Source organism: Streptomyces sp. NPDC059740, assembly GCF_042733155.1.
GTDB lineage: Bacteria > Actinomycetota > Actinomycetes > Streptomycetales > Streptomycetaceae > Streptomyces.
The window spans coordinates 104,802-130,780 of record NZ_JBHWGP010000017.1; the positions used below are offsets into that span (position 1 = coordinate 104,802).

A 25,979-nucleotide genomic window follows, 5' to 3' on the forward strand; every position below is an offset into this window, starting at 1 on the left:
GTCGGGACGATGGGCGGCGGCCACCGGGAGAGCGGGCAGGCTTTCCCGATCTATGTGGTCGCAGTGGCCGGTTTGTTGTTTCTGGCACTGGCGTTCTTCGCCGTGGGGCAAGCTTCAGCCTCTCGGAACGGTGCGCAGACCGCAGCGGATGCCGCTGCCCTCGCCGCCGCGCAGACGTATCGGGACCACCTCAGGACGGGCATCGCCGACGCGATCGAGCAGGGTGGCTCCCTCTCGGACGTCCTGCAGGGCATTCTGGGAGACACCTCCTCTTCCTGTGCCGACGCACAGTGGTATGCGAGCAGGAACGGAGCTGACGCGAGCTGTGGGCCGGAGTTCGGGCCGACACGGTTCGCCGTCCACGTCACCACTCGGAAACCCGTGGGGCGTTCTCTCGTCGCCATCACCTCCAGCGCCCACGCCACCGCAGACGCAGTTGCTGTAGTGAAGCCTCGGTGCACGGCGAAGAGCGCTTCCGCTGAAGACCCGAAGGCAGATGACAGCGAGAGCCGCGCGCGGCGGGAGAAGGGCAAGACGCCCCCACTCGTGGAACTCACTTGCGATGGCCGAGACTGGACCGTCGACCCTGAGAAGATCCATCTCCTGCCGGATGCCGCCGACCTGTTCTCTGTAGAACTGGCCCACTGATCGCGAGGGAAGAAATGAGCAGTCGACACGTCCGCGAACTCCTCGGGAAACTGGGGGCGGCAGTCGTTGTCGGGTCACTGACGTTCGCCCTTGTGTCCTGTGGTGACGAGAGCCCCGGGAACGGGGGCGGCAACAGGACTGATACGCCTTCGTCAGCTCCTCATACGTCTGCTGCTTCCGACCAGGAGAACGGCGACTCGTCGTCCGGTCAGGAGATCGCCGAACTCAAGGGAGCGAGTGGGGTCGTCCTGCGACTCACACAAGCCAAGCGCGACAACGGTGGCTTCGTCACGGTGAGCGGTGAACTGGAGAACACCTCAGGCAAGCTCCTACCGGGAGACTCGCGCTGGCGCGGAGACGAGACGGATGTCCGTAAACACGGCATCTCCCTTGCCGGTGCCACGTTGGTGGACGGCCAGGGGAAGAAGCGCTACTACGTCCTCCGCGACACCGAAGGCCGATGCCTGTGCACGACGGGTCTGGCCGTCCTCAAGGCAGACGAGAAACTCCCCGTCTTCATGCAGTTCCCCGCCCCGCCCAACGACGTCTCCGAGGTCAGCTTCGAGCTCCCCACCTTCCCGCCCGCAACCGTCCAGATCAGCGGGTGACGCCGCGATGACCGCCCGCCCCCGCCCGCTCGCCGTGGCCCTCCCCGCCCTCCGCAGAGGAGCCGTGCCCGCCGCCGCGGTCGTCCTCCTGCTGACCACCGCCCAGCCGGCCACAGCCGCCCCGAACGTCCCCTCCATCCCCATGGCCGACGGGGTGCCAGGCATCGTGGAGGACTCCAGCCCCCCGGTACCGCTGGACACGCACGACCCCGACCTCCGCATGGTCGAGGGCGCCACGCTTGCCCCTGCCAAGGTCCTCAACATCAAGTCGATCGTGGAGTCCGACGGTGGCGAGGAGCGCCGGCAGGACACCAACTCCAACGTCACCTTCGCCCTCCAGGCAGAGGTGCTGTTCGGCAAGGACAGCTCCAAGCTCGGCGGCGACGCGCGCTCCCGCATCGACACCATCGCCGCCGAGATCAAGAAGCAGAACGCCGAGCAGGTCCGCGTCTTCGGCTTCACCGACGATCTCGGCTCCTCCGCCCACGGCCTGGTCCTCTCCAAGGCCCGCGCCAACGCCGTCCAACGCGAACTGGCGACCAAGCTGGGCGCCACCGTCGCCTTCCAGATCCGCGGCTACGGCGAGCAGTACCCCATCGCCGACAACTCCACGGAGGACGGCCGCAAGAAGAACCGCCGGGTGGAGGTCAGTTTTCCGCGGACGGATTCGTAGCGGGTGCGTCGGTCGGGCCGCGCAGACGTGCTGTGCAGGGCCCCCGTGCTTACCCGATGGGCTTCCTCACCTCGTCGCGGATCTCTGCTGCTTCCTGTGCGAATGCCGCAACGTCGATGCTTTCCGGGTCCTTGCCGATGTCGGCGGCGTCAGACCGTACGACGTTGCCCGAGGTGCTGTGGTCGGCCCACACGCAGTACGGAACAGGTACCTTCTGCCCGGCCTGAGACGTCTCCATGACGCCGCAGGTCAGGGAGTCGGCTCCGTTCGGTGTGTATTTCTTCTGAGGGACAGCAACGGTTGCTTTGCCCCCCGTGGTCATGCCGTGGATTGTGCTGTCGACGGACTGCTGAGGGTCGTCGATGATGCCGTACATGCCGAGCAGGACGATGGACTTCATGCCGCCGGTGTACTGACCACCCACGGTCTTCAGATCGTGCGAGTAGGATCCCTCGTTCGGTACCTGTGCGTCTGCCTGCTTACTGACGTCCTGGGAGAGCGTGTACTGACCGTCCAACAACGTTTTGGGCACGCTGATCTTGTACCTCGGTCCGGCGTCCAAACTGTCGGCGGAGCTGCCACGACCCCCGCTACCGTTTTGTCCGCCGGACCGCACCGCGCCGATGACCGACCCGACAACGACGAGTCCGACAACCGCTCCGACGATGCCGAGAGCCTTCGCCTTACCACTCTTCCGCGGCAGGTGGCCCGGCGGCACCCAGCCGTAAGGGGGTTGTTGCGGCGGCATGTTGTAGGGGGTGTTATTGGGGGCGTACCGCTGGAGCGGGGGTGGTGGTGGGTAGGGGTAGGGCGTTTGTGGGGCTGGGCCTTGATCAGGTGGGGCGGGCGCCGGGTGGAAGGGCTGTGAAGGGTGGGCAGGGCCGTTAGGAGGGGGCTGGAATGGACGATCCGAAGGTGTACTCATGATGAGCGCTATATCTCCTGGGTTATTTTAGTGCCGCCGCAATTCCATTAATAATGAAAAATGTGGGTGAGGTCAGGTCCTGTTTTCGTCGTCAAAGCACCAGTCTTCACAGATTTCGCCGACTCGTGCGTGGATCATTTTCACAAGTTCTGAGGTTGAACTATCAGTAGCGGCATGAAAGTCGCGTAGCTCTTTGCGGGCTGACTCGTGGCCTTCTTGTACACGCTCGAAAGGCTTCCCAGTGGTGAGCTGCATGAAACGTGCGAGAGTGCGCCCGTCTAGTTCTGTGGGTGTTGTTGTTTCGTGACACCCGAGGAGTGAAGCGGGGTTGTGTACAGCCCATCCGTACAGCTGAGCGTCTCGAAACAGTAGGTCGAGGTTATGTGCGACATTCAGCCGCAAGGAACCTGATTGTGGAGCTTCCCCTCCCTGTGTGCAGACAAGGTAGTCGCCGAGGGGTGTTATCGTGTGAATTGTTGTGGGTGGGCATCTGAAATCTTCAATGCTGTCTGCCACGAGCGACCCTGACATGATTGGTGCGGACCTCCAGGTGGTCAACGCATCTCGGGTGCAGTGGGATGCCTGCTCTTCTGGAATCGACAGGCGGAGCCTGAGCAACCTCTTGTCATCCATGCTGAAGCGGAATTCATCGTCTCCAGACCACAGCCAGTCGGTGCTGCCGAAAGTGTCGTTCGATTGGGTGTCGCGCCCTTCCGGGTCGGTGGCTCTCCGGGCCGAGATGCTTAGATCGCCCAGCGAGAAGTTGGGCATCTGGAGTGCGCGCTGATCTTCTACTTGACTGCTAAAATTTTCGTCGAGGTGAAGTCTCATTGCCTTGTCTTTTAGAGAATTTGCGGCGCTGGAGGTAGGGTTGTTCCGCCTGGGGCAGGGATTCGACCTTTAACTATGTCGTCATGCGTAACCGGTAGGCCCGGGTCGCTAGGTGACCCTCCAAGTGCCTTTGCGCCGCTTTCCATGCGCGGGCCGGACGGGCCGTAGCTTGTGATCAAATTCCCGGCCTTGCTGCCTTTCCCCTCTGTAATGACAATATCCTCGCCCTGTCTGTATATCAGGCGCCCTGCCGATCCGGTTGACTTGTATACCGCATCCGGCCTCGAGAGGATCTCCAGTTCGCGTTCTTGCGATAGATGACCATGATAATTTCCGGCCAGTCGACGCTTTCCCTCCGAAGCCCGATCGATTACCTTTTGGGCGCTCCTGCGTGCTGCTGCACAGTCTGGCGCCAACCCCAGTGGGTCGGTGTACGACAGGGGATTCCCGGGGTAAGCAGTCGGGTTATGACCAGCCGCCAACCCCAACGGATCCCCCGAAAGGTACCGCCCCACCCCCGGCTCGTAGTACCGGAAGTAGTTGTAGTGCAACTCGCTCTCGGGGTCGAAGTACTGCCCGGGGAAGCGCAGCGGTGTGTACGCCGTGGCGTCGCGGTTCCAGGTGGTGTTGCCCCAGAGGGTGGTGCGGGTGTGCCAGGCGATGTCGCCCGATTCGGTGACGAGTTCGGTGGGGGTGCCTATGAGGTCGGTGACGATGGCGAAGAAGCGTTCGTCGATGGTGCTTTGAGGTGCCTGCGCTGCATCCTTCGGGAGCGCCACCCCCATCGGGTCGAGGGCGACATCGTCGGCGCCGACGGTGGCCGACGCCACGGCGCCCCCGGCACTCGTCCCGGCCTCGCAAAGCCCCGTCCCCGCGACCTTCCGCTCCGTCTGCGCCACCGGCGCCAGACCGTCGTAGTCCCACGACAACGCGACCGCGTGTGTCGCTCCCAGAGCGTGCGTGACCTGCTCGGTGACCGTCACCCCGTCCCACGTGAAGTCCGTCCGCTCCACGTACTCACGGGCTCCGTCGGCCTCTCCGCTGCCGGCCATCCGCAGCTTCGCGATCCGCCGCCCGAGCGGGTCGTACAGGTACCGCCACTCCGTGCCGTCCGGAGTGGTGACCGAGGTGAGACGGTCCTCCGTGTCCCAGGTGTAGCGCCAGGTGTCCGGCTTACGGGAGAGGCGGGTCTTCTGGCGCAGGGTGGTGCGGCCCAGCGCGTCGTACTCGTAGCGCACTCCGCCCGCCCGGAGAATGCGGGTCCCCTCGTAGCTGCGGTCGCCGCGTGCCGTGGCGCCGGGATGCTTGGCGGGCCAGTCGGCTTGGACCTGGTTTCCGGCGGTGTCGTAGGCGTAGGACTCCGTCCACCCCTCGGCCTGGACTCCGGTGACGCGGCCGGCCCGGTCGAGTGCGAACCTGCGCGTGCGGCCGGCGAGATGGTCGTGGAGGGAGACGAGGTGGCCGTCGGGCCGGTAGCCGTAGGTGCGCTGCTGGAGAGGGTGGAGCGGGGCGGGACCCGAGGTCTCGGGCGTCGACGCCCCGAACAGTGACTGGGACGTGAGCCGTCCCGCCGGGTCCCACACCTGACTCAGCGTGGCGGCGTCCCCGAGCGCTCGGGTGGTCTCGCGGCCGGCGGCGTCGTGTGCTGAGGAGAGGGTGCGCCCCGCTGCGGTCAGGGAGGTGCGGTTGCCGGCCGCGTCGTAGGTGTAGACGGTGCGGTGTCCGGCAGGGGTGGTGCGGCTGGTGGGTCGTCCGAGCGCGTCCAGTGTCCTCGTGAGGGTCCGGCCGTTGACGGTCTCCGCCGTGGCGCGTCCCAGTACGTCGTAGGCGTATTCGACGACGGCGTCGGGATTGGCGACACGCAGCAGGCGGCCGGCGGTGTCGTAGGCGTACGAGGTCGGCTTTCCCGCGGCGTCCTTCTCCACCACGCGCCCCAGCACGTCGTGCCGGAAAGTCGTGGTCTCGCCCAGCGCGTTGGTCCGCGATATCAGGTGGCCCGCAGCGTCATGGCTGTAGGCGAGCACCCGGTCGTCGAAGTCGGACTCGGAGACCAGGCGGCCCGCGGCGTCGAAGGAGTACTCCCAGCACAGCCCCTGCGGGTTGGTGACGCGGGTGAGGCGCAGCTCGGAGTCGTGGGTGAACTCGTGGCGGGTGCCGTCGGGGTCGGTACGGGCGGTGAGCAGGTCGAAGTGGGTGTACTCGAAGTAGGTGGTCTGTCCCAGTGCGTCGGTGTGGGTGAGGCGGTTGCCCTCGCCGTCGTATGTCCAGGACTCGGTGGCGCCGGTGGGGTCGATGCGGGTCGCGAGCTTTCCCTCGGGCGTCCAGGTGAAGCGGTTCGTCGCGCCGGTCGGGTCGGTGACGGCCGTGACGCGGCCGAAGGCGTCACGGAGGTAGGAGGTGCGGTGGCCGAGCGGGTCGGTGACGGTGCGGGGGAGACCCGCCGCGTCGCAGTCCAGGAGGGTGGTCTCACCGAGTGGGTTGGTGACGGCAGCGACCCGCCCGCGGGAGTCGTACGTGTACCGGGTGGTGGCGCCTGCCGGGTCGGTGACGGCGGTCAGGTTGCCGTGCTCGTCGTACTCCTGCCGCCAGGTCGAACCCTCGGGACCGGTCGTGGTGGTGGGGCGGCCGTCCGCGTCGTAGGTGCTGGTCGAGGTGGAACCGTCGGGCAACTGGACGGCGGTGAGGTGGCCGGCCTCGTCGTAGGTGTACCGGGTGGTGCGGCCGAGCGGGTCGGTGGTGGAGGTGACCTGGTCGTGACGGTCGTAGGTGGTACGGGTGGTGGCGCCGGTGGGGTCGGTGACGGCGACGACGTTGAGGTCGTCGTCGACGTGGTGGACGGTCCGGGCGCCGAAGCTGTCGAAGGTGACCGTGGTGTGCAGGCCCGTCTCGGGGTCCCGCTCGCCGAAGTGGAGTTCGGCACGCAGGTGGCCCGCGGCGCCGCCCTGGCTGGTGCACCGGTCCTGCTCGTCGTAGACGAACGTGAAGTGGCTGTCGTTGCTGTCCGTCCAGGAGATGATGCGGCCCTGCACGTCACAACTGAAGTGGAGGACCGCGCCGACGGCGTTGGTGACGGTGGTGAGGTGGCCGTTCTCGTCGTATGCGTAGGTGCGCAGAAGCTGGGTCTCGCCTGCGGTGTCACCGGTGGCCAGACGGAGCTCGGTGACGCGGCCCAGCTCGGGATCGATGGTCAGCAGCAGTCTGTACCCGCCGCTGTGGGTGACGGCCTGGGGAGCGCCGGTTTCCTGGTCGTAGTCGAAGGTGATGTGGTTGCCGTGGCGGTCGGAGACCTCGTCCAGCAGCGCCCGCCCCTCGCTGTGGAGCGTGTAGTACCAGCGGGTGCCGTCGGCGGGGTCGGTCAGGACGTAGTCGCCGTCCTCGGTGATCTCCAGGGAGCGGCGGGACCCGGTCGGCGGAGTGGTCGGGACACCCACGGCCGGGTGGGGGTAGGCCAGCAACTGGCCGCTCTCGCCCACCAGGACGACACCTTCCGCGTCGATGTCCAGGCGCTGGTCGACGGTGCTGGACCAGGTCGGGCCGAACCAGCCGCCGGCGCGGTAGGAGGACTCGAAGGTGCGGGAGAAGACGAGCGGGGGAGCGCCGGGCAGGGTGACGTCGGTCTGCGGGAGGATCATGCGGCCGGTGGCGAGGTCCACCGGTTCAAGTCCGAGTCGCTTGCAGTCGAAGTCCCGGCCGGTGTCACGCAGACCCGATCGCCGCAGGGCGTTGCGGGCAGCCGACTCGCCGGCCTCCCGGGCGCCCGCGCGAGCGACCGTCCTCCCCACCGCCCCGAGACCCTTCTCGCCGACGAGGTTGAAGATCAACGCGCCGGTGGCGTCCTGCGGGTCGTGCCCCCAGCCCGTCCCGATCACGGCCTTGGGGAGGCTGCCCGGGTGCAGGACGGTGTTGGTCAGACCGGCAAGCGTGGTGGCGACGTTGCCACCGAACTGGAAGGGATGCGTCAGGTTGTAGGGGTCCAGCGGGTTCACCGTGCGGGCGAGCCGGATCGTGTCGTTGGCGGCGCGCAGGGCGCCGCCGCCCAGGTGCAGGAGCGAGACACCGGTCTCCTGACCGGCGTCCGCGAGGTCCATGGCGATCCGGGCGGCCCGGGAGGGGTCCGGTGCGTGTTCCAGGGCTGTGCGCACCGCGTGCTGGGCCGTCTCCGCGGCCTCGTCACGCTGGCGGCGGGCGGAGTCCAGCCGGTGCTGTGCCGCGTCGCGCTTGGCCTGACCGGTGTCGTGGAAGTCGCCCGGGTCCGCCGGTGGCATCCCCAGGTCGGTGGCACCGCTGCGCGACTGCTCGTCGTAGGCGCGGCAGTCGGCTTCGAAGGCCGCGATCCGGTGATCGTAGGCCTGCTTGGCGTGTGCCGTGGCGCGCCGGCCTTCCGCGTACTCCTCGATGGCCTCGCGAGCCTGCTGCTGTGCCCAGGAGACGGTGTGGGCGTACTTCTCCAGCGCTTTGCCCGCGTCGCCGCAGGCATCCGCCGCGTACAGCCACTTCTTGGGGTGGTTCTCGTACTTCTCGCGGAAGCGGTCGGCCGCCTCGCCCTGCCAGTCTCCGGTGTCCAGTTTGCGGAGGTTCTGCCCCACCTGTTCGAGCGCTTCGCGGAAGTCCTTCAGGTGCGAGACCGTCTCGTGGAGCTGGGAGACGTCACCGTGCACCAGTTCCTTCGGGTCGTCGCTCTCGTCGAGGCCCCGCTCCGCCACCTCGGCGCCGAGGTGGTCGGCCACCGTCTCCCCCGCGGAGCGGACGTGATCGGCGGCGCCGTCCGCTCCCAGGGCGTCCAGGCCGTCGGCGGCCTTGTCCGTGGTCCACTGGACACCCTTGCCGACGCCGTCCCCGATGGCGTGCACCCCCGAGTCGAAGGCGTCACCGACCGAGTCGACGAAGTCCCCGAGCCCCATCAGCTGTCCCCCTTGTCCTGATCGGCTGCATCGAAGCGCCTCGAATCGAGCGGGAGACCGGTCAGCTTCTCGGCCACGGCGGTGGGTGCCTCGGCGAACGGGGAGCTGGAGAGCCCGTCGTAGGTGTTCTGCCAGGCCTCCTTCATCTGCTCACCCTTGTCCAGTGACGCCTGGGAGGTGATGTCGAAGTCGGCGTGCCGGACGTCCGAGAGGACGTTCTCCGAGCCGATCTCCGACCACGACTTCTTCCGCACGTCCTCGGCGGAGAGGGAGGGGTCGCCGCCCAGGGCGTTGCTCGCCACGTTCTTCAGGGCGCTGGAGACGTACTGCTCCTCCTCGTGGTACGCGCCGGCGTTCAGCTTCAGTTTGTAGGCCAGGGTGTTGGCCTCGGATACCAGGGCGCGCACACCCCACTCCCACCGGTCGCAGAAGGTGGAGAAGTCCGAGGCCAGGCCGGCGTGCCCGACCTGCATGCCGGTCATGGACAGTGAGCTGAAGCCGCGCCCCGCCTCGGCCTGCGAGTCGATGCCGAGTTCTTTCAACTCCGAGAGAGTGGCGTTGATGCCCTTGGTGACGCGCTCCAGGATCTCCGGGTCGACCTGGTACCTGCCGTGTGCGGCCATGTCAGCGCTCCTCGCGGCTCATGCCGGTCGTGCCGGTGCGGTCGGGCGTGGTGCGGGGCGGGGGTGTGGTGGCCAGGGGAACCGAGTCGGTCGACAAATCCAGGGCTGCGGCCTCGGGCACCACGCCGGGCACGGGTGGGAAGAGGAACCCGTGGTCGCTGCCCGAGTCCAGAGCCACCCCGGCAGGGCCGCCCGCCTGGGGCACCACAACGTCGAGCAGTCGCGCACCTCTCATCCGGAGGTACTCCCAGCGTTGGCCCTGGCTGCTGCCCCGAGCGAGCGCGAAGCGCGACAGGGCGTCTTCGTCCGTGAAGGCGAACAACCAGCGAATTCCGCCCAGTTCCGAGGACACCAGACCTTCATCGGTGGTGAGGACCAGCACAGGGGTGCGCCGGAACTCACCCAGCACCGCGCGTGGATCGCCCACGCCGCCGTGCAGGTAGGCCAGTTCCTCGCCCAACGACATGTCGCCTCGCCCCCCGTGTCGCGTCCTCACCGTGATCGCTGTGATCACCGCACAGAATTTCGCAAAGAAAGTACTTGTCTCAATGTTATGAGGACCACTGACAACGAGGCGGTGGGGTCGTCAGCTGTGTTGTGCGAGGTGGCGCCGGTGGGGACCTCCATGGCTCGCCCGGTCGGCTGTCGGCAGTAGGACTCACCAACGGGTGGCCTGTGCAGCGAGGTTGACGCCTACTTATCTCGACACGACACGCGCGAGAGGGTGCGAGGGTGAAGCGGTGAAGGGGCGGCGCATCCCCGGAAACAGCGGGTCGGCGCCTGTCTGAGCGGGTGCTGAGGCCGGAGTCCAAAGCCCGAGGGCCCGGAAGATCGTACATATGGGGGTTATGTGCCCTATGGTCGTTTCCGCACCGTTCGTGCGCTCTCAGCTGGAAGCGCATCACTTGGGCTGCCTGCCTGCTCCTGCCATGGGGAGGCCGGGTCGGCGGCAGGGGAGACAGGCCACCAGCTGGCCACGCGACGACGGTGCCGTGCTGCACGGAGACCGCCGGTCCCGTGGTGGGTCGGGCGGACGCCGTACGGTCAGGCGGCGCTGACCGTGACCCGGAGGCCGGCGCCCAGGCCCCACGCGGCCATGGCGCCGGCCTCCGCCTCCAGAACATGACGGGCACGCAAGCGGGGGAGGCCCAGACGCCAGGGGCGCATCGTGCGGACCGAGAGGACCGTCAGGTCGCGCGTCAGGTAGGCCACGTCGATGGCGAAGCGCATACGGAGGGTGTGGACGCTCGCGGCCGGGGTGAGGAGCAACGCCCCCGCCACTCCGTCCCGGCCCAACAGGCCGCGGGTTCGCGCACGGTAGGACGCGGCGATCTCCAGGGGCTGCTCGCGGCCGGCCACCACCAGGGTGCCGTGGCCGTCCCGCCATCGGATGCGTTCGGTTCGGCGTCGCATGACGACGTTCTACAGGACCACGTTCGACGATGCGACGGTCGGGCGATCGCTGTGGAAAACCGGTGGGGGAAACGGAGTTGTCCACAGGCTCAGGGCGGCGTCGCCCGGACCGTCCTACGCTCGGTCCGTGACCATCCATGCCGCGGTCGTCCCTACGACCCTTCTCGCCGCCCTCTTCGGTGCGCTCGCCGGGCTGCTCTGCCGGCGAGCGGCGCACCGGTTGAGCGTGCCGTCGGGCGCACCGTGGCGCACCGCCTGCCCCGGCGGCCACCTGTACCGGCCCGGCCTGCGCGGTTGGCTCGGCCCGGAGCGATGCAGACGCTGCGGCGACCCGATACGACCGAGCCCCGTCGGCGACCCGATACCGCCGAGCCTCGTCGGCGACCCGACACGACCTAGCCCCGTCAGCGACCCGATATCGCCGAGCCCCGTCGGCGACCAGACACGGCCGCGCCCAGTGGGCGATCCCGTGCCGCCGCACCCCGTGGCGGAGGACGGAACCCTGCCAGAGGCGTCGGCCGAAGCCTCGCCGGAGGCGAGAGCCGGAACCTCCGCCGGCGAGACGGCCGGGACCTCGCCTCAAGCGGAAGCCGGGACCTCGGCTCGCGGAGAGGCCGGGAGCTCACCTGCCCGAGACGCCGGGGCCTCTCCCGGCGAGCCGGCCGGAGGTTCGGCGCCTGCGGCCGGGCACCCCACCGCGCCGGCTCCGTCCGTCGGGCGCGGCCGAGGGCTCCCCGTCCTCACTGCCGGCCTGTGTGCCCTCGTGGGGTGGGCGGCGGGGGTGCGGCCCGAGGCGGTCGTCTGGGTGCTGGCGGTGCCGGTCGGGGTGGTGCTCGGGGTCGTGGACGTCCGGGCCCGCCGACTGCCGGACGTGGTGACGCTGCCGCTGACGGGGGGCCTCCTCGCCCTCCTCGGGCTGTGCGCCCTGCTGCCCCGGCCCGGCGGCTCCTGGACCGGAGCACTGGTGGGCGGTCTGGTCCTCGGCGGGTTCTACGGAGTGCTGCACCTGGTGAACCCCGGCGGGATGGGGCTCGGCGACGTCAAGCTGGCGTGTGCCCTGGGGGTCCCTCTCGGGTGGTACGGCTGGGACGTCCTGTTCCTCGGGGCGTTCGCCGGGCTCCTGCTGGGCGGGCTCTACGGGACGGTGGTGCTGCTCACACGTCGGACCAGCGGTGACGCCACCCCGACCACGATGGCCTTCGGCCCGTTCCTGCTTGCCGGGGCCTTCCTCGGGGTGCTCCTCGGGGCGGCCGCCGGGCGGTGATGCGGCCGGAAGGGTGACCTGCGCCACGCCGTTTCGTCGAAGCGTGCACCGAGCACCCCCTCGGCGGGGTTAAGGTGGAAACCCCCCCTCGGGCCGGTCCGTATCCCCCCACGGACCGGCCCGCTTTTTTTCTGCCGGTGCCCCCGTCCGGGCTTCTGCCGGTGACCCGTCCCGGCAGCAGGCCGCCCCGACGACGCCCACCCGACCGGCCCGGCGCCGCCCCGCCCAGCTCCTCAGGGCCTGCCTGCCCAGCTCCTCCTGGCCCGCCCGCGCACCAGGCCGCCCGCCCCGGACCTCCCGCCTCCCGGAAACGCCCGCCACAGGCGTGCCCCGAGCCTCCCGCCCCGGCACGCCCCAGGCTGCCCGTCCCCCCCGCCCCCGTTGCCCGGCGCGGCGCGCAGGCGGTCACACGGATCAGCTGCGTCGGGCCCAGATGTTCACGCCCTCGGTCGAAAGGGCGTACTGGTCGATCTCGGTGATCTCCTCGTCGGTGAGCGCCGGGCCGCCGAGCGCGGCCACGTTGGCCTCGAGCTGGCCGACGCTGCTGGCGCCGATGAGGGCCGAGGTCATACGCGGGTCGCGCAGCACCCAGGTCAGGGCGAGCTGGGCGAGGGACTGGCCGCGCCGGAGGGCGATCTCGTTGAGCCCCCGCAGCCGCCGCACGACGTCCTCGGACAGCAGACCCGGGTCGAGCGACTTGCCCTGGGAGGCGCGAGAACCCTCGGGGATGCCGTCGAGGTACTTGTCGGTGAGCAGGCCCTGGGCGAGCGGGGCGAAGGAGATGCACCCCATGCCCGCCGCCTCCAGGGTGTCCAGCAGCCCGTCGTCCTCCGTCCAGCGGTTGATCATGGAGTACGAGGGCTGGTGGATCAGTGGGCGCACCCCCATCTCGCGCAGGATGCGGGCCGCCTCGCGGGTCTGCGAGGAGGAGTAGGAGGAGATGCCGACGTACAGCGCCTTCCCCTGCTGGACGGCGGACGCCAGCGCGCCCATCGTCTCCTCCAGCGGCGTTTCGGGGTCAAAACGGTGCGAGTAGAAGATGTCGACGTAATCAACGCCCATTCGGGCCAGTGACGCGTCGAGTGACGAGAGCAGGTATTTCCGCGAACCCCATTCACCGTAGGGGCCGGGGTGCATCAGGTATCCGGCCTTCGTCGAGAGCACCAATTCGTCGCGGTGACGACGGAAATCCTGGGCGAAGATCTTGCCGAAGTTCAGCTCGGCGGAGCCCGGCGGCGGCCCGTAGTTGTTGGCCAGGTCGAAGTGGGTGACGCCCAGGTCGAAGGCGCGGCGCAGGATGGCGCGCTGCGTCTGGAGCGCACGGTCGTCGCCGAAGTTGTGCCAGAGGCCGAGCGAGATGGCGGGGAGTTTCAGGCCACTGCGACCGGTACGGCGGTACGTCATGGAGTCGTAGCGCGATTCCGCCGCAAGGTAGGGAGAAGGATCGATCATCCCCACTGCTTATCACGAGCCTGTGACAGGCCGGATTGGGACGTCACGCCCCCGGCGCCGTAAGGTTTGACCGGTGAGGCGACGGGGGGCGACCGCCACAGGGCACGGAGGGGCTGGACTACACATGCTGCGAACGTCGGGGCTGCACATTCCCTATCCCCCCGCGGTACGCGACCTTGTCTACAGGCTGTACGCGCGCCGGGTCGAGGGGCGGCTGGACGTCGACCGCGCCCCCAAGCACATCGGCGTGATCCTCGACGGCAACCGCCGCTGGGCGCGTGCGGACGGCCGGACCACCGAGCAGGGCCACCAGGCAGGCGCCGACAAGATCGCCGAACTGCTCGGGTGGTGTGACGAGACCCAGGTCGAGGTCGTCACCCTCTGGATGCTCTCCACGGACAACTTCGACCGTCCCGAGGAGGAGCTGAAGCCCCTCCTCGGCATCATCGAGAACACCGTGCGCGGCCTGGCCGCCGACGGCCGCTGGCGGGTCCACCACGTCGGCAACCTCGACCTGCTGCCCGACCACACCCAGCGGGTGCTGAAGGACGCAGAGGAGGCCACCCGCGAAGTCAAGGGCGTCTGGGTGAACGTCGGCGTCGGCTACGGCGGCCGCCAGGAGATCGCCGACGCGGTGCGCTCGCTGCTGCTGGACCACGCCGAGCGCGGCACCTCCTTCGAGGAGCTGGCCGAACTCGTCGACATCGACCTCATCGCCGAGCACCTCTACACCCGGGGCCAGCCCGACCCGGACCTCATCATCCGCACCAGCGGCGAGCAGCGGCTGTCGGGCTTCATGCTCTGGCAGAGCGCCCACTCGGAGTACTACTTCTGCGAGGTCTTCTGGCCGGCCTTCCGCAAGGTCGACTTCCTGAGAGCCCTGCGCGACTACGCGATCCGCCACCGCCGCTACGGCGGCTGACCCCCGTCACGGCGGCCGCCCCCCCGGGGCGGCGGGGGCCGCTGACCCTCCCCGCGCCCCCGCCGTCGGGAGCGTCCCCCCGGCCGCCGGCGGTCCCCGCCGAACGGCGGTGCCCTCACCCACCGCATCGGACGAAAAGTGCGCCGCAGTGCCCGGCCCGCACGGGCCCGTCGGCCGCCCGGCGGCGAAGTCGCAGGCAGTGACCGGCCCTCCGGCGTCTCACCCCTGCGCCCGGCGACATCACCCCTACGGGGCTCCCCGCTCGCCCGTCACCGCGAGTTCACCCACGGTGTGTCATATGCCAACGCATGGGTGCGGTCTCAGAGGGGAATATCTCAGCCAGATCGGCGTCCGGGACGGGCCGCAGACAGGTGGTCCGCACGGATGCCGCATCGGCAGCGGGCGGCATGGGGCCGTCCGCCCGGGAGGCCCCTTGCGCATCACGGACCCCCGTGCGAACCGCACGGGCCCCGCGAGAGGGCCGGCGTTCGGCCCTCGCTCGGGCCGAGCCCGGTCCCTTTCCCCGCGACGCCGTCGCACCCGACCTCATCCGAGGGGGTTCGTCCACCCGTGGTGAACAGCAAGCAGCGCCGCCCAGACGACCGGCGCACGTACGTCCTCGACACCAGCGTCCTGCTGGCGGATCCGTCCGCCATGAACCGCTTCGACGAGCACGAGGTGGTGCTCCCCGTAGTGGTGGTGACCGAGCTGGAGGCCAAGAGGCACCACCCGGAACTCGGCTACTTCGCCCGCCAGGCGCTGCGCCACCTCGACGACTACCGTGTCCGCTTCGGGAGGCTCGACACCCCCATCCCCCTCGGTGACCTCGGCGGCTCCCTGCGGGTGGAGCTCAACCACTCCGACCCCTCCGTGCTGCCCGCCGGCTTCCGCCTCGGCGACAACGACTCGCGCATCCTCGCGGTGGCACGCAACCTCCAGGCCGAGGGGTACGACGTCACGGTCGTCTCCAAGGACCTGCCGCTGCGCATCAAGGCGTCCTCCGTCGGCCTCCTCGCCGAGGAGTACCGGGCCGAGCTCGCCATCACCGACTCCGGCTGGACGGGGATGTCGGAGCTGACCGTCCCCGCCGAGCAGGTCGACGAGCTCTTCGCGCAGGAGAGCGTCCACCTGCCCCAGGCCGCCGAACTCCCGGTCCACACCGGCCTGGTGCTCCAGTCGGAGCGGGGCAGGGCGCTGGGCCGGGTCACCGAGGCGGGCGAGGTGCGGCTGGTGCGCGGCGACCGGGAGGCGTTCGGCATCCGCGGCCGCAGCGCCGAGCAGCGCGTGGCGCTGGACCTGCTCCTCGACCCGGAGGTCGGAATCGTCTCGCTGGGCGGCCGGGCCGGCACCGGCAAGTCGGCACTGGCGCTGTGCGCGGGCCTGGAGGCGGTGCTGGAGCGGCAGCAGCACCGCAAGGTGATGGTCTTCCGTCCGCTCTACGCGGTGGGCGGGCAGGAACTCGGCTACCTGCCGGGTACCGAGGCCGAGAAGATGGGGCCCTGGGCGCAGGCGGTCTTCGACACACTCTCCGCGGTGACCTCCAGCGAGGTCATCGAGGAGGTGGTGGCCCGCGGCATGCTGGAGGTCCTGCCCCTCACCCACATCAGGGGGCGCTCGCTGCACGACGCCTACGTCATCGTCGACGAGGCGCAGTCCCTGGAGCGCAACGTCCTGCTGACCGTCCTCTCCCGCATCGGCGCCGACTCGCGGGTGGTCCTCACCCACGACGTGGCGCAGCGGGACAACCTGCGGGTCGGTCGGTACGACGGCGTGGTGGCGGTGGTGGAGAAGCTCAAGGGGCACCCGCTCTTCGCCCACGTGACGCTGACGCGTTCGGAGCGCTCGCCCATCGCGGCGCTGGTCACCGAGATGCTGGAGGACGGCCGGGTGTGAGCCGGCGAAACGGAAGCTGACCTTCCGTCAACGTGATCCCCGGGCGCCGTCCGAGCGGGCCGAAGAGCCTAGCCGGGCGGCGCCCATTCACGCCCCCCTTTCCGCGAATCACCCACCGCCAAACGGCGTGTGACCTTTCCCACGCGACACGGAATTGCCACCGGACGCGGGGCTACGGCAGAGTCTGGGTCCTGTCAGGCCCCGCATACGGCATCCATGTCCCCTAGGGGACGCCCCGGACTCGTCCGGGGGGTACGAACACCAACTAAAAAGCGTTCGCCGTGTGCCGCCCGAAGTATCTCGCGGACCCTTGAGGGGACGTGACCGGGTCAGCGCCTCCCGTGACCAGCCGTCGTCACCGCACCACGACGACGGACCCAGCGGAGGCCAGTGCCAGGGGCACGATTGCGTCCGCGCCGGTCACGCTTCGCGGGCGATGCTGGAAGGAATACGTGTGAGCCGGATCTCGGTCCGGGGATTCGCAGTGGCCTCTGCCACCGCGGTCACCACCGTCGGCGCCGTCGTCGGCGTCGCGTCGGGCAGTGAGCAGGGCGCGGCCACCACCGCGGCAGCCGACGTCACCGCCGACGCGACGATCGCCGACATCCCCACGGGCCAACAGGCCCAGGTCCAGACCGCGTCCCTGACGCAGCAGGCGGACGACGCGTCCGACCAGGCCCAGGTGGCCTCGCTGAAGTCGGCGCAGGAGTCCGCACGCAAGGCTGCAGCCCAGACCGCGAAGGACAAGAAGGACGCGGCGGAGGAAGCGGCGCGGAAGGCCGAGCAGGAGCGCAAGGACAAGGAGGCCAGCCGGTCCGCCACGCGGGACGCGAGCTCCTTCTCCGTCCAGGCCTCGTACAGCATCGCGGAGACCCAGGCCATCGCACGGCAGATGGTTCCCTCCGGCCAGTTCCAGTGCTTCAGCAACATCGTGAGCCACGAGTCCGGCTGGAACTACCGGGCGGTCAACGCCTCCTCCGGCGCCTACGGCCTCGTCCAGGCGCTGCCGGGCTCGAAGATGGCCTCCGCCGGCGCCGACTGGCAGACCAACCCGGCCACGCAGATCAAGTGGGGCCTGAACTACATGAACCAGCGCTACGGCAGCCCCTGCGACGCCTGGTCCTACTGGCAGGCGAACGGCAACTACTGAGCCTGCCGCCGGCCCGGGACCGCCGTCCCGCCGCCTCGCACCGCCCTCACCCCCGGTCCGTTCCCAGGGCCGGGGGTTTGGCGTGCGCCGCACCGGTAACGTGGAGACGACGTCCGGGAGCGGGGGAGAGGGAACACGCATGTCCAACCTGCCACATTGGGTCGGCGAGCTGGGGGCCGGTCTGACGCGGCTGTCGCAGCGCATGGAGGACCAGCGGCGCCGCGCCGAGGCCGCCGCAGCCGCCGTCGACCCGCCAGAGCTCAGAGACTTCGGGCCGGCCGACACGGGCCGCACGGTTCCGGTGCCGCCCCGGCCGTCCCACGCCCCGCCGCCCGCACCCCCGACCGAGGCGCCGCGGATTCCTCCGGCAGCAGCGCCCGCAGCCGGACCCGGCACGGCGGTGGCCGAGGAGCCCGGAGCCGGAGAGCCGGTCGCCCACGGGCCGGTCGCCGAGGACCCGGCTGCCGGGGCCCCGCCCGCCGCTCCCGGCCCGGGCGCCCTCACCGACACGACCTCCGCCACCGGCGCGCAAGCCCCGCACGAGGACGGCCGGACCACCGGTGCCGCCCCCGAGGACGTCCCGGACGGCGCCGCGGGCAGCGAACGGCCCGCAGGCAGCAGGCAGCGTTCCGCCCCCGGGGGGAACCTCCCCGGCGCCCGGACCGCCAAGCCTGGCCGGGGCAGGCGGTCCGCCCCCGCAGACCCGGACGCCTCCCTCTCGGTCCCCGCACCGCCCCGCTACGCCCCGGCGATAGCCGCCCGGCCCGACCCGACGTCCGCCGTGCCGTGGGGCATCCGGGTCGCGGCCGAAGCCGGCTGGCGGTTGCTGGTGCTCGCCGGAACGCTGTGGGTGCTGGCGAACGTCATCACCCAGATCCAGCTCGTCGTCCTGGCCTTCGTCGCGGCGCTCCTGATCACCGCGCTGCTCCAGCCGACCGTCGCCTGGCTGCGCAGCCGCGGCACCCCCCGCGGCATCGCCACCGCCCTCACCTTCATCGGTGGCTTCGTGATCCTGGGACTCGTCGGATGGTTCGTCGTCTGGCAGGTCATGGACAACCTCGACACCGTGTCCGAGCGGGTGCAGGACGGCATCAACGAGCTCAAGGGCTGGCTGCTCAAGAGCCCGTTCCACGTCACCGAGGACCAGATCAACGACATCGCGTCCAACCTCCAGGACGCCATCGGCTCCAACACGCAGGAGATCACCACCGCCGGGCTGGAGGGCGTCACCGTCGTCATCGAGATGCTCACCGGCATCCTGCTGGCGATGTTCACCACCCTCTTCCTCCTCTACGACGGCCGGAAGATCTGGGAGTGGACGCTCAAGCTCGTGCCCGCCGCCGCACGGGAGGGCGTGGCCGGTGCCGGCCCCCGCGCCTGGCGCACCCTGACCTCCTACGTGCGCGGCACGGTGCTGGTCGCCCTCATCGACGCGATCTTCATCGGCATCGGGCTGTACTTCCTCGACGTGCCGCTGGCCGTCCCGCTGGCCGTGTTCATCTTCCTGTTCGCGTTCATCCCGCTGGTGGGCGCGGTGGTCTCCGGTGCGCTGGCCTGCGTGGTCGCGCTGGTGACCCAGGGCGTGTTCACCGCGCTGATGGTGCTGGTGGTGGTGCTGGCGGTGCAGCAGATCGAGGGCCACGTCCTCCAGCCGTTCATCCTGGGACGGGCCGTCCGCGTCCACCCGCTCGCGGTGATCCTCTCGGTGGCCGCCGGCGGTCTCATCGGCGGGATCGGCGGCGCGGTCGTGGCGGTGCCGCTGGTCGCCGTCACCAACACCGTCGTCGGCTACCTGCGGTCCTACAGCGAGAGGCAGGCCGCGGCCCGGCTGGTGGGCTCGGCCCTCCCCGACGGCGCGCCGCACGGCGGAGGCCTTCCGCAGGGGGACGAGGAGTAGGGGTTTCGGCCACGGCCGGTGCCCCGGCCGTGGAAACGCCGATGGGCCCTCCCGCCAGGCGGGAGGGCCCATCGACATGTGGAGCGCGGACGTCAGTCGGCGAGAGCCGCCTCGGCGTCCAGGGTGGCGGCGACGGCCTGGATGACCGACGCGACCTTGAAGGCCTCCTGGATCGTCTCGCGGTCGACACCGGCCTTGCGCAGGACCTGCTCGTGCGAGTCCAGGCACTGGCCGCAGCCGTTGATCGCGGAGACGGCGAGCGACCACAGCTCGAAGTCGACCTTGTCGACACCGGGGTTGGCCATCACGTTCATCCGCAGGCCGGCCCGCATGGTCCCGTACTCCGGGTCCGAGAGCAGGTGACGGGTGCGGTAGAAGACGTTGTTCATCGCCATGATGGCGGCGGCCGACTTGGCGGCCGTGTACGCCTCGGGCGAGAGGTTGGTCTTGGCGTCGGGCTCCAGCTCACGCAGGACCTTGGGCGACCGCGAGGCGATCGCGCAGGCCAGGACCGTGCCCCAGAGCTGCTGCTGCGGCAGCTCGCTGTTGCCGATCACCGAACCGAGGTTCAGCTTGAGGTCCTTGGCGTAGTCCGGAACCGCGGACTTCAGGTCATCGAGTGCCATGGTGATCACTCACCAGCCAGCAGCGCGACCGGGTCGAGGGTCTCCTCGCCCTTGCTCCAGTTGCACGGGCACAGCTCGTCAGTCTGCAGGGCGTCGAGCACCCGCAGGACCTCCTTGGGGTTACGGCCGACGGAGCCGGCGGTCACCATGGTGAACTGGATCTCGTTGTTCTGGTCGACGATGAAGACGGCGCGCTGCGCGAAGCCGTCCTCGCCCTCGATGCCGAGGGCACGCATGAGCTCGTGCTTGGAGTCGGCCATCATCGGGAAGGGCAGGTCGGTCAGGTCCGGGTGGTCCTTGCGCCAGGCGTGGTGCACGAACTCGGAGTCACCGGAGAAGCCGAGGATCTGCGCGTCGCGGTCGGCGAACTCCTCGTTCAGCTTGCCGAACGCGGCGATCTCGGTCGGGCAGACGAAGGTGAAGTCCTTCGGCCACGCGAAGACGATCTTCCACTTGCCTTCGTAGGTCTTGTGGTTGATCTGCTCGAACTCCGAGCCCTTCTCCAGCGAGACGCAGGCGGTCAGGTCGAACTCGGGGAACTTGTCACCGACAGTGAGCACTGAAGGTTCCTCCATGCACATGAGGGGTTGGACTTCAGTAACAGTGCCATAGGGGGATCATGTGGAGAAATCGATCAGTCGGAGAGTCTTGATAAGGGGGCCCGATCAATCCTCGTGCACCCTCCGGGAGGCCGGGGCATCACACCACACGGACAGACACGCAGGCCAGCAGGGCATCGTGAGGTACATCATGCGGAAACGGCCGGGGTGTGGGCCAGGGCCGCCCGGGACGGGGAGACTCGGCTACCGGATGGATCAGTTCCGCTACTGCTACTCGCTGTGAGGCCAACGGGAAGGGTGGGCGGTCGCTGAGAGCGACGAAGCGCGGTGCGGTCCCGGGGCCGAGACCCTCCCGGAGTGGGGCAGGCGCCGACTGCCTCCCGCGGGCCTCCCCGCCCGGGCCCACCGCTGCGGCGGCCGTCTGCCGGAGTCCTCGCGACACCGGTTATCCCGCCCGGCGCCTTCGCGACGAGGGCATCCTTCCGGGCCCTCGGGACGCGGGCGCCCGCCGGGGCCCGCCTCCGGCACGCCCCCGCCCCTGCCCTGGCGCCCGCCTCCGGCACGCCCCCGGCCCTGCCTTGGTGCCCGCTTCCGCAGGTCATGGCAGTCGGGGTGTGACCCGACGCACGCGGGCGGGTCCCGCTGTCCGGTTACGCTGGCGGCGGTCGAACGAAAGGTACGTAAGCAGTGGTCTCGCCCCTCGCCCTGCCCCAGCAGGCGGGCAGCGGACGGCCGCGGCAGCCCAGCCTGTCGCAGCTTCGCGCCTTCACCGCGGTCGCCGAGCACCTCCACTTCCGGGAGGCCGCGGCCGAGATCGGCATGAGCCAGCCCGCGCTGTCCGGAGCGGTCTCCGCGCTGGAGGAGGCGCTCGGGGTGCGGCTCGTCGAGCGCACCACCCGGCGGGTGCTGCTGACCTCGGCGGGGGAGCGGATCGCCGTCCGCGCCCGGACGGTCCTGGAGACGGTCGGCGACCTGATGGACGAGGCGGAGGCCGCCCGGGCCCCCTTCACCGGCGTGCTGCGGCTGGGAGTGATCCCCACCGTCGCGCCCTACCTGCTGCCCAGCGTGCTCCGGCTGGTCCACGAGACCTACCCGGCCCTCGACCTCCAGGTCCACGAGGAGCAGACCGCCTCACTGCTGGACGGCCTCGCCCACGGCAGGCTCGACCTGCTGCTCCTGGCCGTCCCGCTCGGCGTGCCGAACGTCACGGAACTGCCGCTCTTCGACGAGGACTTCGTACTGGTCGCGCCGCGCGGCCACGCCCTGGGCGGGCGGGACGACATACCGCGCAGCGCCCTGCGCGAGCTGGACCTCCTCCTGCTCGACGAGGGCCACTGCCTGCGGGACCAGGCGCTGGACGTCTGCCGCGAGGCCGGCCGCGAGGAGGGGGCGCCGGTGACGACGAGCGCCGCCGGCCTCTCGACGCTGGTGCAGCTGGTGGCCGGCGGGCTCGGGGTGACCCTGCTGCCGCGGACGGCGGTGCGGGTGGAGACCGCCCGCACGGACGCGCTCGCCACCGGCTCCTTCGCCGACCCGGCCCCGGCCCGCCGGATCGCCCTGGCGATGCGGTCGGGGACCGCACGGCGGGCCGAGTACGAGGAACTGGCCGCGGCGCTGCGGGAGGCCCTGCGGGCACTGCCGGTCCGCGTCGTGGAGTGAGGCCGCCCGCGCCCCGGGCCCGGCCGGGGGCGCACCGGAGGGGACCGGTGGGCTGCCGCTCCCGGTGGGCGCCCCGGCGGGAGAGGGCTCAGTCCCCCTCGGGGGCGCGGGGCGGTCGGCCACGGCGGGGCAGGGCCCCGGCGTCCTTGGGCAGCCGGCCGGCGGCGGCGAGCGCCTGCCGCAGCAGGTACTCCACCTGCGCGTTGGTGCTGCGCAGTTCGTCCGCCGCCCAGCGGGCCAGTGCGTCGTGGACGGACGGGTCGAGCCGCAGCAGCACCTGCCGGCGCTGCCGCGGCCGTCGCCGGTCCGCCCCGGGGGCGTCCGACCCCTCCCCGTCCGTCACTGGTAGAGGGAGCCCGTGTTCAGGACGGGCTGTGCGGCGCGGTCACCGCACAGCACCACCATCAGGTTGGAGACCATGGCCGCCTTCCGCTCCTCGTCCAGTTCCACGATGCCCTGCTCGCTGATGCGATCCAACGCCTGCTCCACCATGCCGACGGCGCCCTCGACGATCTGCCGGCGGGCCGCCACGACCGCACCGGCCTGCTGGCGCTGGAGCATGGCCGAGGCGATCTCCGGGGCGTAGGCAAGGTGGCTGAAGCGGGACTCGATGATGGTCACGCCGGCCGCCTGGACCCGCACGGTCAGCTCCGCCGCCAGCTTCTCGGTGATCTCCTCCGCGTTGCCGCGCAGCGAGAGGCCGCCGTCGTCGTGCGAGTCGTAGGGGTACTCGATGGCGATGTGGCGGACCGCGGCCTCGGTCTGGGTGGCGACGAACTCCAGGAAGTCGTCGACCTCGAACATCGCCTGGGCGGTGTCCTCCACCTTCCACACCACGATCGCCGCCAGCTCGATCGGGTTGCCGTAGGCGTCGTTGACCTTCAGGACGTTGGTCTCGTGGTTGCGGACCCTGGTGGAGATCTTGGTGGCGCTGGTGAAGGGGTTCACCCACCGCAGGCCGTCGATGCGCAGGGTGCCGACGTACCGGCCGAAGAGCTGGATGACCCGGGCCTCACCCGGCGCGACCATCTTGACGCCCGTCATGCAGAACAGCGACACCACCATCAGCAGGATGCCGACCAAGATCATGGCCGCCGCCAGGCCGCCGGGGCCGTGCGAACTCAGCACGCCACCACCGATGATGAGGCCCAGCCCCACCAGCGTGCCGAGGATCGTCAGCAGCAGGCCCAGGCCGCCGCCGATGCTGTGCGCGGTGGTCTCCCGCACCTGCGGCGCCGGCATGTCCGGCGCGTCGACGTCGGCGCCCTCCGCCGCCCCCGCCGGGCCGTTCGGCTCACGGTCCCCGCCTGGTGTTCCACTCATTCCGCCACCCCGTTCCGTCCGGTGCATGCTTCTGTGCATGCAGCAAAGTGATAGCTATTTAAGCGCGGTTCCGCAGAGGCCCGCAAGGGGGTGCGCCTGAGCTTCGGTTGGTTCCCGACATTCGGGGTGCTGTTTGTCACGTCGGCAAAAACCGGGTTCCGTGACAAGGCGGTGACCTCGAGGCGTTAATTTCGTGTGCTGGTGTGTGCTGGGGGCGGAACGACTGGAGTGGCGGGAAGCGATGGGCCGAGCGGACGCGAGGAAGGCGCGCAAGCGGGGAGCGCGCAAGGCCAAGAGGAAGCGCGGCATACGGCGGCTCTTCTCCTGGAAGCTGTGGCTGGGCGCCTTCCTGGGCGTCTGCCTGCTGGGCATCGCCGGGTTCCTGATCCTCTACGCCCACGTGCAGATCCCGGACGGCGCCAACAAGGAGGCGACCGCGCAGAGCAGTGTCTACCGCCTGCCCAACGGCAAGGTGCTGGCCCGTGCGGGGACCAACCGGCAGGACGTCCACCTGGACCGCGTGCCCAGGAAGGTGCAACTCGCCTTCGTCGCCGCTGAGAACAAGACCTTCTACCAGGACTCGGGCGTGGACCTGAAGGGCACCGCGCGCGGCATCCTCAACACCCTCATGGGCAAGGGTGCACAGGGTGGTTCGACCCTCACCCAGCAGTACGTGAAGAACTACTACCTCACGCAGAACCAGACGGTCGACCGCAAGCTGCGCGAGATCATCATCTCCCTGAAGCTGGGCAAGGAGAAGACCAAGGACCAGATCCTGGAGGGCTACCTCAACACCAGCTACTTCGGTCGCAGCGCCTCCGGCATCCAGGCGGCGGCGCAGGCCTACTACCGCGTGGACGTCGAAAAGCTCACCATCAGCCAGGGCGCCTACCTCGCCTCGCTGATGCAGGCTCCCAGTGAGTACGACTGGGCGGTGGCCTCCAAGACCGGGCAGAAGCTGGTCAAGCAGCGGTGGGCGTACACGCTGAACAACATGGAGGAGATGGGCTGGATCACGCACAAGCAGCGTGAGGCCCAGGTCTTCGACCCTCCCATGAAGCCCAAGCCGCCGGCCGGCCAGAGCGGTGAGACCGGCTACTTCATCGACGCCGCCAAGCGCGAACTCGTCCGCGACGGCGTCGACGAGGCGTCGTTGGAGAGGGGCGGTTGGGACATCACCCTCAACATCGACCCCAAACGGCAGAAGAAGCTGGAGAAGGCGGTCCACGACAAGCTCACCGCGGACCTCGACCCGAAGAAGCGCGCAGTGGACGCCCACGCCCAGCTCGGTGCCGTGTCGGTGGACCCCAAGACGGGCAAGGTCCTGGCCCTGTACGGCGGCAGCGACTTCGCCACTCACGCTGTCAGCAACGCCACCCGCGCCGACTACCAGCCGGCCTCCACCTTCAAGCCCGTCATCCTGGCCGCCGCGATGGAGAACGGGGCGCACACCCAGGACGGCAAGGAGATCACTCCGGCCACCATCTACGACGGCTCCAACCGGCGCCCGGTCAAGGGGACCAGCGTCGCCTTCGCGCCGCCCAACGAGGACGAGCACGACTACGGCAACATCTCCGTCCAGACGGCCATGGACAACTCCGTCAACGCCGTCTTCGCGCAGATGGGCGCCGACGTCGGCCTGGACGAGCTGAAGAAGACGGCCGTGAAGCTCGGCATGGACGGCGACCACATCCAGGCCACCCCCGCCATGACCCTCGGGTCCATGACGGCCAGCCCGATGCAGATGGCCGGGGTCTACGCCACCTTCGACAACCACGGGCGGAAGGTCACCCCGAGCATCGTCGCCCAGGCCAAGGGCCCCGACGGGGCCTTCGACCTCCCCGACCCCATCGGCGACCAGGTCCTGGACCGGCACACCGCCGACACCGTCACCTCCGTACTGACCGGCGTGGTCGACGACGGCACCGCCTCGGAGGCGGTGCGCGACGCCTCGTACCACGCGGCGGGCAAGACCGGCACCTCCGACGACAACAAGTCGGCCTGGTTCACCGGCTACACCCCGTCCCTGGTCACCTCGGTCGGCATGTTCGGCGAGGACATGACGGCCGGCGGCAAGCAGGTGACGCTCAAGGGCACCGGCGGCGGCGGGCGTGTCAACGGTGGTGGCTACCCGGCGACGGTGTGGGCCTCCTACACGCAGTCCGCGCTGGGCAGCCGGCTGGGCGAGAAGTTCGACCTGGACACCGACATGGGTGCCGGCGTCGTGCCCTCGGCCCCGCCCTCGCCGTCCATCACGCCGACCCCGCCGTCCTCGCCGCCGAGCCCCACCCACACCAGTGAGGCCCCGCCCACGCCGAGCGACACCGCCTCCGGGCCCAGCGGCGGGCCCAGCGGCCCCACCCCGAGCGACTCCGCCTCCCCGCCCGACCCCGAGGACTCCGGCGGGCTGCCGGGCGGCGGGCAGGGCGACCAGGACGACGGGCTGGGCCCGCAACTGGGCGGCGAGACCCCCAGGCGGTAGCAGCGGCAGCGGAAGGCCCCCGCAGGCGAGGAGACTTGAGTTCTAGCGATCGTCGCAACACCCCAGTTCAAGGGGTGCGATGTTCGAGGTCCGCAAGACCCGGACGGTGGCTCAGGGCCGCAGGAAGCT

General features: G+C 70.0%; 21 protein-coding genes. 10 read left to right on the plus strand and 11 right to left on the minus strand.

Going from position 1 to position 25,979, the window contains the following annotated elements; genetic code table 11:
- Window positions 1-9: 9 nt before the first annotated feature.
- From ACFV3R_RS20655 to ACFV3R_RS20665, 3 genes are read left to right on the plus strand one after another with little or no spacing between them, the layout of a single operon-like run.
- Window positions 10-648, plus strand: coding sequence for a pilus assembly protein TadG-related protein (locus tag ACFV3R_RS20655; RefSeq protein ID WP_385584795.1), 639 nt, complete (start codon window positions 10-12; stop codon window positions 646-648).
- Window positions 649-662: 14 nt separating this feature from the next.
- Window positions 663-1,256, plus strand: a complete 594-nt coding sequence (locus tag ACFV3R_RS20660; protein WP_385584799.1) for a hypothetical protein — start codon at window positions 663-665, stop codon at window positions 1,254-1,256.
- Between the two features lie 7 nt (window positions 1,257-1,263).
- Window positions 1,264-1,929 (plus strand): OmpA family protein, encoded by a 666-nt coding sequence (locus ACFV3R_RS20665; RefSeq protein ID WP_385584802.1) that lies wholly within the window; start codon window positions 1,264-1,266, stop codon window positions 1,927-1,929.
- A gap of 49 nt (window positions 1,930-1,978) precedes the next feature.
- On the opposite strand, the gene ACFV3R_RS20670 is transcribed toward ACFV3R_RS20665, so the two are convergent.
- The 6 genes from ACFV3R_RS20670 to ACFV3R_RS20695 all read right to left on the minus strand — a co-directional run bounded on the left by ACFV3R_RS20670 (window position 1,979) and on the right by ACFV3R_RS20695 (window position 10,622).
- Window positions 1,979-2,677, minus strand: coding sequence for a hypothetical protein (locus ACFV3R_RS20670; protein WP_385584805.1), 699 nt, complete (start codon window positions 2,675-2,677; stop codon window positions 1,979-1,981).
- Window positions 2,678-2,926: 249 nt separating this feature from the next.
- Window positions 2,927-3,685, minus strand: a complete 759-nt coding sequence (locus tag ACFV3R_RS20675) for a hypothetical protein (protein WP_385584807.1) — start codon at window positions 3,683-3,685, stop codon at window positions 2,927-2,929.
- Window positions 3,686-3,696: 11 nt separating this feature from the next.
- Window positions 3,697-8,586, minus strand: coding sequence for a putative T7SS-secreted protein (locus ACFV3R_RS20680; RefSeq protein ID WP_385584810.1), 4,890 nt, complete (start codon window positions 8,584-8,586; stop codon window positions 3,697-3,699).
- On the minus strand, window positions 8,586-9,209 hold the full coding sequence (locus ACFV3R_RS20685) for a hypothetical protein (protein WP_385584813.1): 624 nt from the start codon (window positions 9,207-9,209) through the stop codon (window positions 8,586-8,588). Before ACFV3R_RS20685 ends, ACFV3R_RS20680 begins: the two co-directional genes overlap by 1 nt.
- Before the next feature lies 1 nt (window position 9,210).
- Entirely contained in the window at window positions 9,211-9,675 is a 465-nt protein-coding gene (locus ACFV3R_RS20690; RefSeq protein WP_385584816.1) for an SseB family protein, read from the minus strand.
- A gap of 578 nt (window positions 9,676-10,253) precedes the next feature.
- On the minus strand, window positions 10,254-10,622 hold the full coding sequence (locus ACFV3R_RS20695) for a DUF192 domain-containing protein (protein WP_385584819.1): 369 nt from the start codon (window positions 10,620-10,622) through the stop codon (window positions 10,254-10,256).
- A 781-nt stretch (window positions 10,623-11,403) separates the two neighbouring features.
- Between ACFV3R_RS20695 and ACFV3R_RS20700 the strand changes: the two genes are divergently transcribed.
- Window positions 11,404-11,886 (plus strand): prepilin peptidase, encoded by a 483-nt coding sequence (locus tag ACFV3R_RS20700; protein WP_385584822.1) that lies wholly within the window; start codon window positions 11,404-11,406, stop codon window positions 11,884-11,886.
- A gap of 414 nt (window positions 11,887-12,300) precedes the next feature.
- On the opposite strand, the gene mgrA is transcribed toward ACFV3R_RS20700, so the two are convergent.
- Window positions 12,301-13,338 (minus strand): L-glyceraldehyde 3-phosphate reductase, encoded by a 1,038-nt coding sequence (gene mgrA / locus ACFV3R_RS20705; protein WP_385584825.1) that lies wholly within the window; start codon window positions 13,336-13,338, stop codon window positions 12,301-12,303.
- Between the two features lie 124 nt (window positions 13,339-13,462).
- On the opposite strand from mgrA, the gene ACFV3R_RS20710 reads away from it, so the two are divergent.
- The 4 genes from ACFV3R_RS20710 (at window position 13,463) to ACFV3R_RS20725 (ending at window position 19,200) form a co-directional block, all read left to right on the plus strand.
- A complete protein-coding gene (locus tag ACFV3R_RS20710) occupies window positions 13,463-14,260 on the plus strand; it encodes an isoprenyl transferase (protein ID WP_385584828.1) in 798 nt (265 codons plus the stop codon).
- 570 nt (window positions 14,261-14,830) lie between these two features.
- On the plus strand, window positions 14,831-16,153 hold the full coding sequence (locus ACFV3R_RS20715; protein ID WP_385584831.1) for a PhoH family protein: 1,323 nt from the start codon (window positions 14,831-14,833) through the stop codon (window positions 16,151-16,153).
- A 454-nt stretch (window positions 16,154-16,607) separates the two neighbouring features.
- Window positions 16,608-17,303 carry a transglycosylase SLT domain-containing protein gene (locus ACFV3R_RS20720; RefSeq protein WP_385584835.1) on the plus strand — a complete coding sequence of 232 codons (696 nt, stop codon included), beginning with the start codon at window positions 16,608-16,610 and terminating at the stop codon, window positions 17,301-17,303.
- Window positions 17,304-17,604: 301 nt separating this feature from the next.
- Complete coding sequence (locus ACFV3R_RS20725; protein ID WP_385584863.1) at window positions 17,605-19,200, plus strand: AI-2E family transporter; 1,596 nt, start codon at window positions 17,605-17,607, stop codon at window positions 19,198-19,200.
- 92 nt (window positions 19,201-19,292) lie between these two features.
- Here the strand turns inward: ACFV3R_RS20725 and ACFV3R_RS20730 are convergent, their stop codons facing one another.
- Both ACFV3R_RS20730 and ACFV3R_RS20735 read right to left on the minus strand, forming a co-directional pair.
- Entirely contained in the window at window positions 19,293-19,826 is a 534-nt protein-coding gene (locus ACFV3R_RS20730; RefSeq protein ID WP_385584839.1) for an alkyl hydroperoxide reductase, read from the minus strand.
- A gap of 5 nt (window positions 19,827-19,831) precedes the next feature.
- Window positions 19,832-20,386 (minus strand): peroxiredoxin, encoded by a 555-nt coding sequence (locus ACFV3R_RS20735; RefSeq protein WP_385584842.1) that lies wholly within the window; start codon window positions 20,384-20,386, stop codon window positions 19,832-19,834.
- Window positions 20,387-21,073: 687 nt separating this feature from the next.
- Between ACFV3R_RS20735 and ACFV3R_RS20740 the strand changes: the two genes are divergently transcribed.
- On the plus strand, window positions 21,074-22,045 hold the full coding sequence (locus ACFV3R_RS20740; protein WP_385584845.1) for a hydrogen peroxide-inducible genes activator: 972 nt from the start codon (window positions 21,074-21,076) through the stop codon (window positions 22,043-22,045).
- Window positions 22,046-22,133: 88 nt separating this feature from the next.
- Here ACFV3R_RS20740 and ACFV3R_RS20745 read toward each other — a convergent pair whose 3' ends face one another.
- Window positions 22,134-22,388, minus strand: coding sequence for a hypothetical protein (locus tag ACFV3R_RS20745; RefSeq protein WP_385584848.1), 255 nt, complete (start codon window positions 22,386-22,388; stop codon window positions 22,134-22,136).
- Window positions 22,385-23,287, minus strand: coding sequence for an SPFH domain-containing protein (locus ACFV3R_RS20750; RefSeq protein WP_385584865.1), 903 nt, complete (start codon window positions 23,285-23,287; stop codon window positions 22,385-22,387). The genes ACFV3R_RS20745 and ACFV3R_RS20750 overlap by 4 nt, the downstream gene beginning before the upstream one ends.
- A 322-nt stretch (window positions 23,288-23,609) precedes the next feature.
- Between ACFV3R_RS20750 and ACFV3R_RS20755 the strand changes: the two genes are divergently transcribed.
- Window positions 23,610-25,850 (plus strand): transglycosylase domain-containing protein, encoded by a 2,241-nt coding sequence (locus ACFV3R_RS20755; RefSeq protein ID WP_385584851.1) that lies wholly within the window; start codon window positions 23,610-23,612, stop codon window positions 25,848-25,850.
- Window positions 25,851-25,979 lie beyond the last annotated feature (129 nt).

Bases quoted from the DNA above. Each gene is read 5' to 3' on its own strand.
- ACFV3R_RS20655 (WP_385584795.1), top strand. From the start codon at position 10: ATGGGCGGCGGCCACCGGGAGAGCGGGCAGGCTTTCCCGATCTATGTG.
- ACFV3R_RS20660 (WP_385584799.1), top strand. From the start codon at position 663: ATGAGCAGTCGACACGTCCGCGAACTCCTCGGGAAACTGGGGGCGGCA.
- ACFV3R_RS20665 (WP_385584802.1), top strand. From the start codon at position 1,264: ATGACCGCCCGCCCCCGCCCGCTCGCCGTGGCCCTCCCCGCCCTCCGC.
- ACFV3R_RS20670 (WP_385584805.1), bottom strand. From the start codon at position 2,677: ATGCCGCCGCAACAACCCCCTTACGGCTGGGTGCCGCCGGGCCACCTG.
- ACFV3R_RS20675 (WP_385584807.1), bottom strand. From the start codon at position 3,685: ATGAGACTTCACCTCGACGAAAATTTTAGCAGTCAAGTAGAAGATCAG.
- ACFV3R_RS20680 (WP_385584810.1), bottom strand. From the start codon at position 8,586: ATGGGGCTCGGGGACTTCGTCGACTCGGTCGGTGACGCCTTCGACTCG.
- ACFV3R_RS20685 (WP_385584813.1), bottom strand. From the start codon at position 9,209: ATGGCCGCACACGGCAGGTACCAGGTCGACCCGGAGATCCTGGAGCGC.
- ACFV3R_RS20690 (WP_385584816.1), bottom strand. From the start codon at position 9,675: ATGTCGTTGGGCGAGGAACTGGCCTACCTGCACGGCGGCGTGGGCGAT.
- ACFV3R_RS20695 (WP_385584819.1), bottom strand. From the start codon at position 10,622: ATGCGACGCCGAACCGAACGCATCCGATGGCGGGACGGCCACGGCACC.
- mgrA (WP_385584825.1), bottom strand. From the start codon at position 13,338: ATGATCGATCCTTCTCCCTACCTTGCGGCGGAATCGCGCTACGACTCC.
- ACFV3R_RS20710 (WP_385584828.1), top strand. From the start codon at position 13,463: ATGCTGCGAACGTCGGGGCTGCACATTCCCTATCCCCCCGCGGTACGC.
- ACFV3R_RS20730 (WP_385584839.1), bottom strand. From the start codon at position 19,826: ATGGCACTCGATGACCTGAAGTCCGCGGTTCCGGACTACGCCAAGGAC.
- ACFV3R_RS20750 (WP_385584865.1), bottom strand. From the start codon at position 23,287: ATGCCGGCGCCGCAGGTGCGGGAGACCACCGCGCACAGCATCGGCGGC.
- ACFV3R_RS20755 (WP_385584851.1), top strand. From the start codon at position 23,610: ATGGGCCGAGCGGACGCGAGGAAGGCGCGCAAGCGGGGAGCGCGCAAG.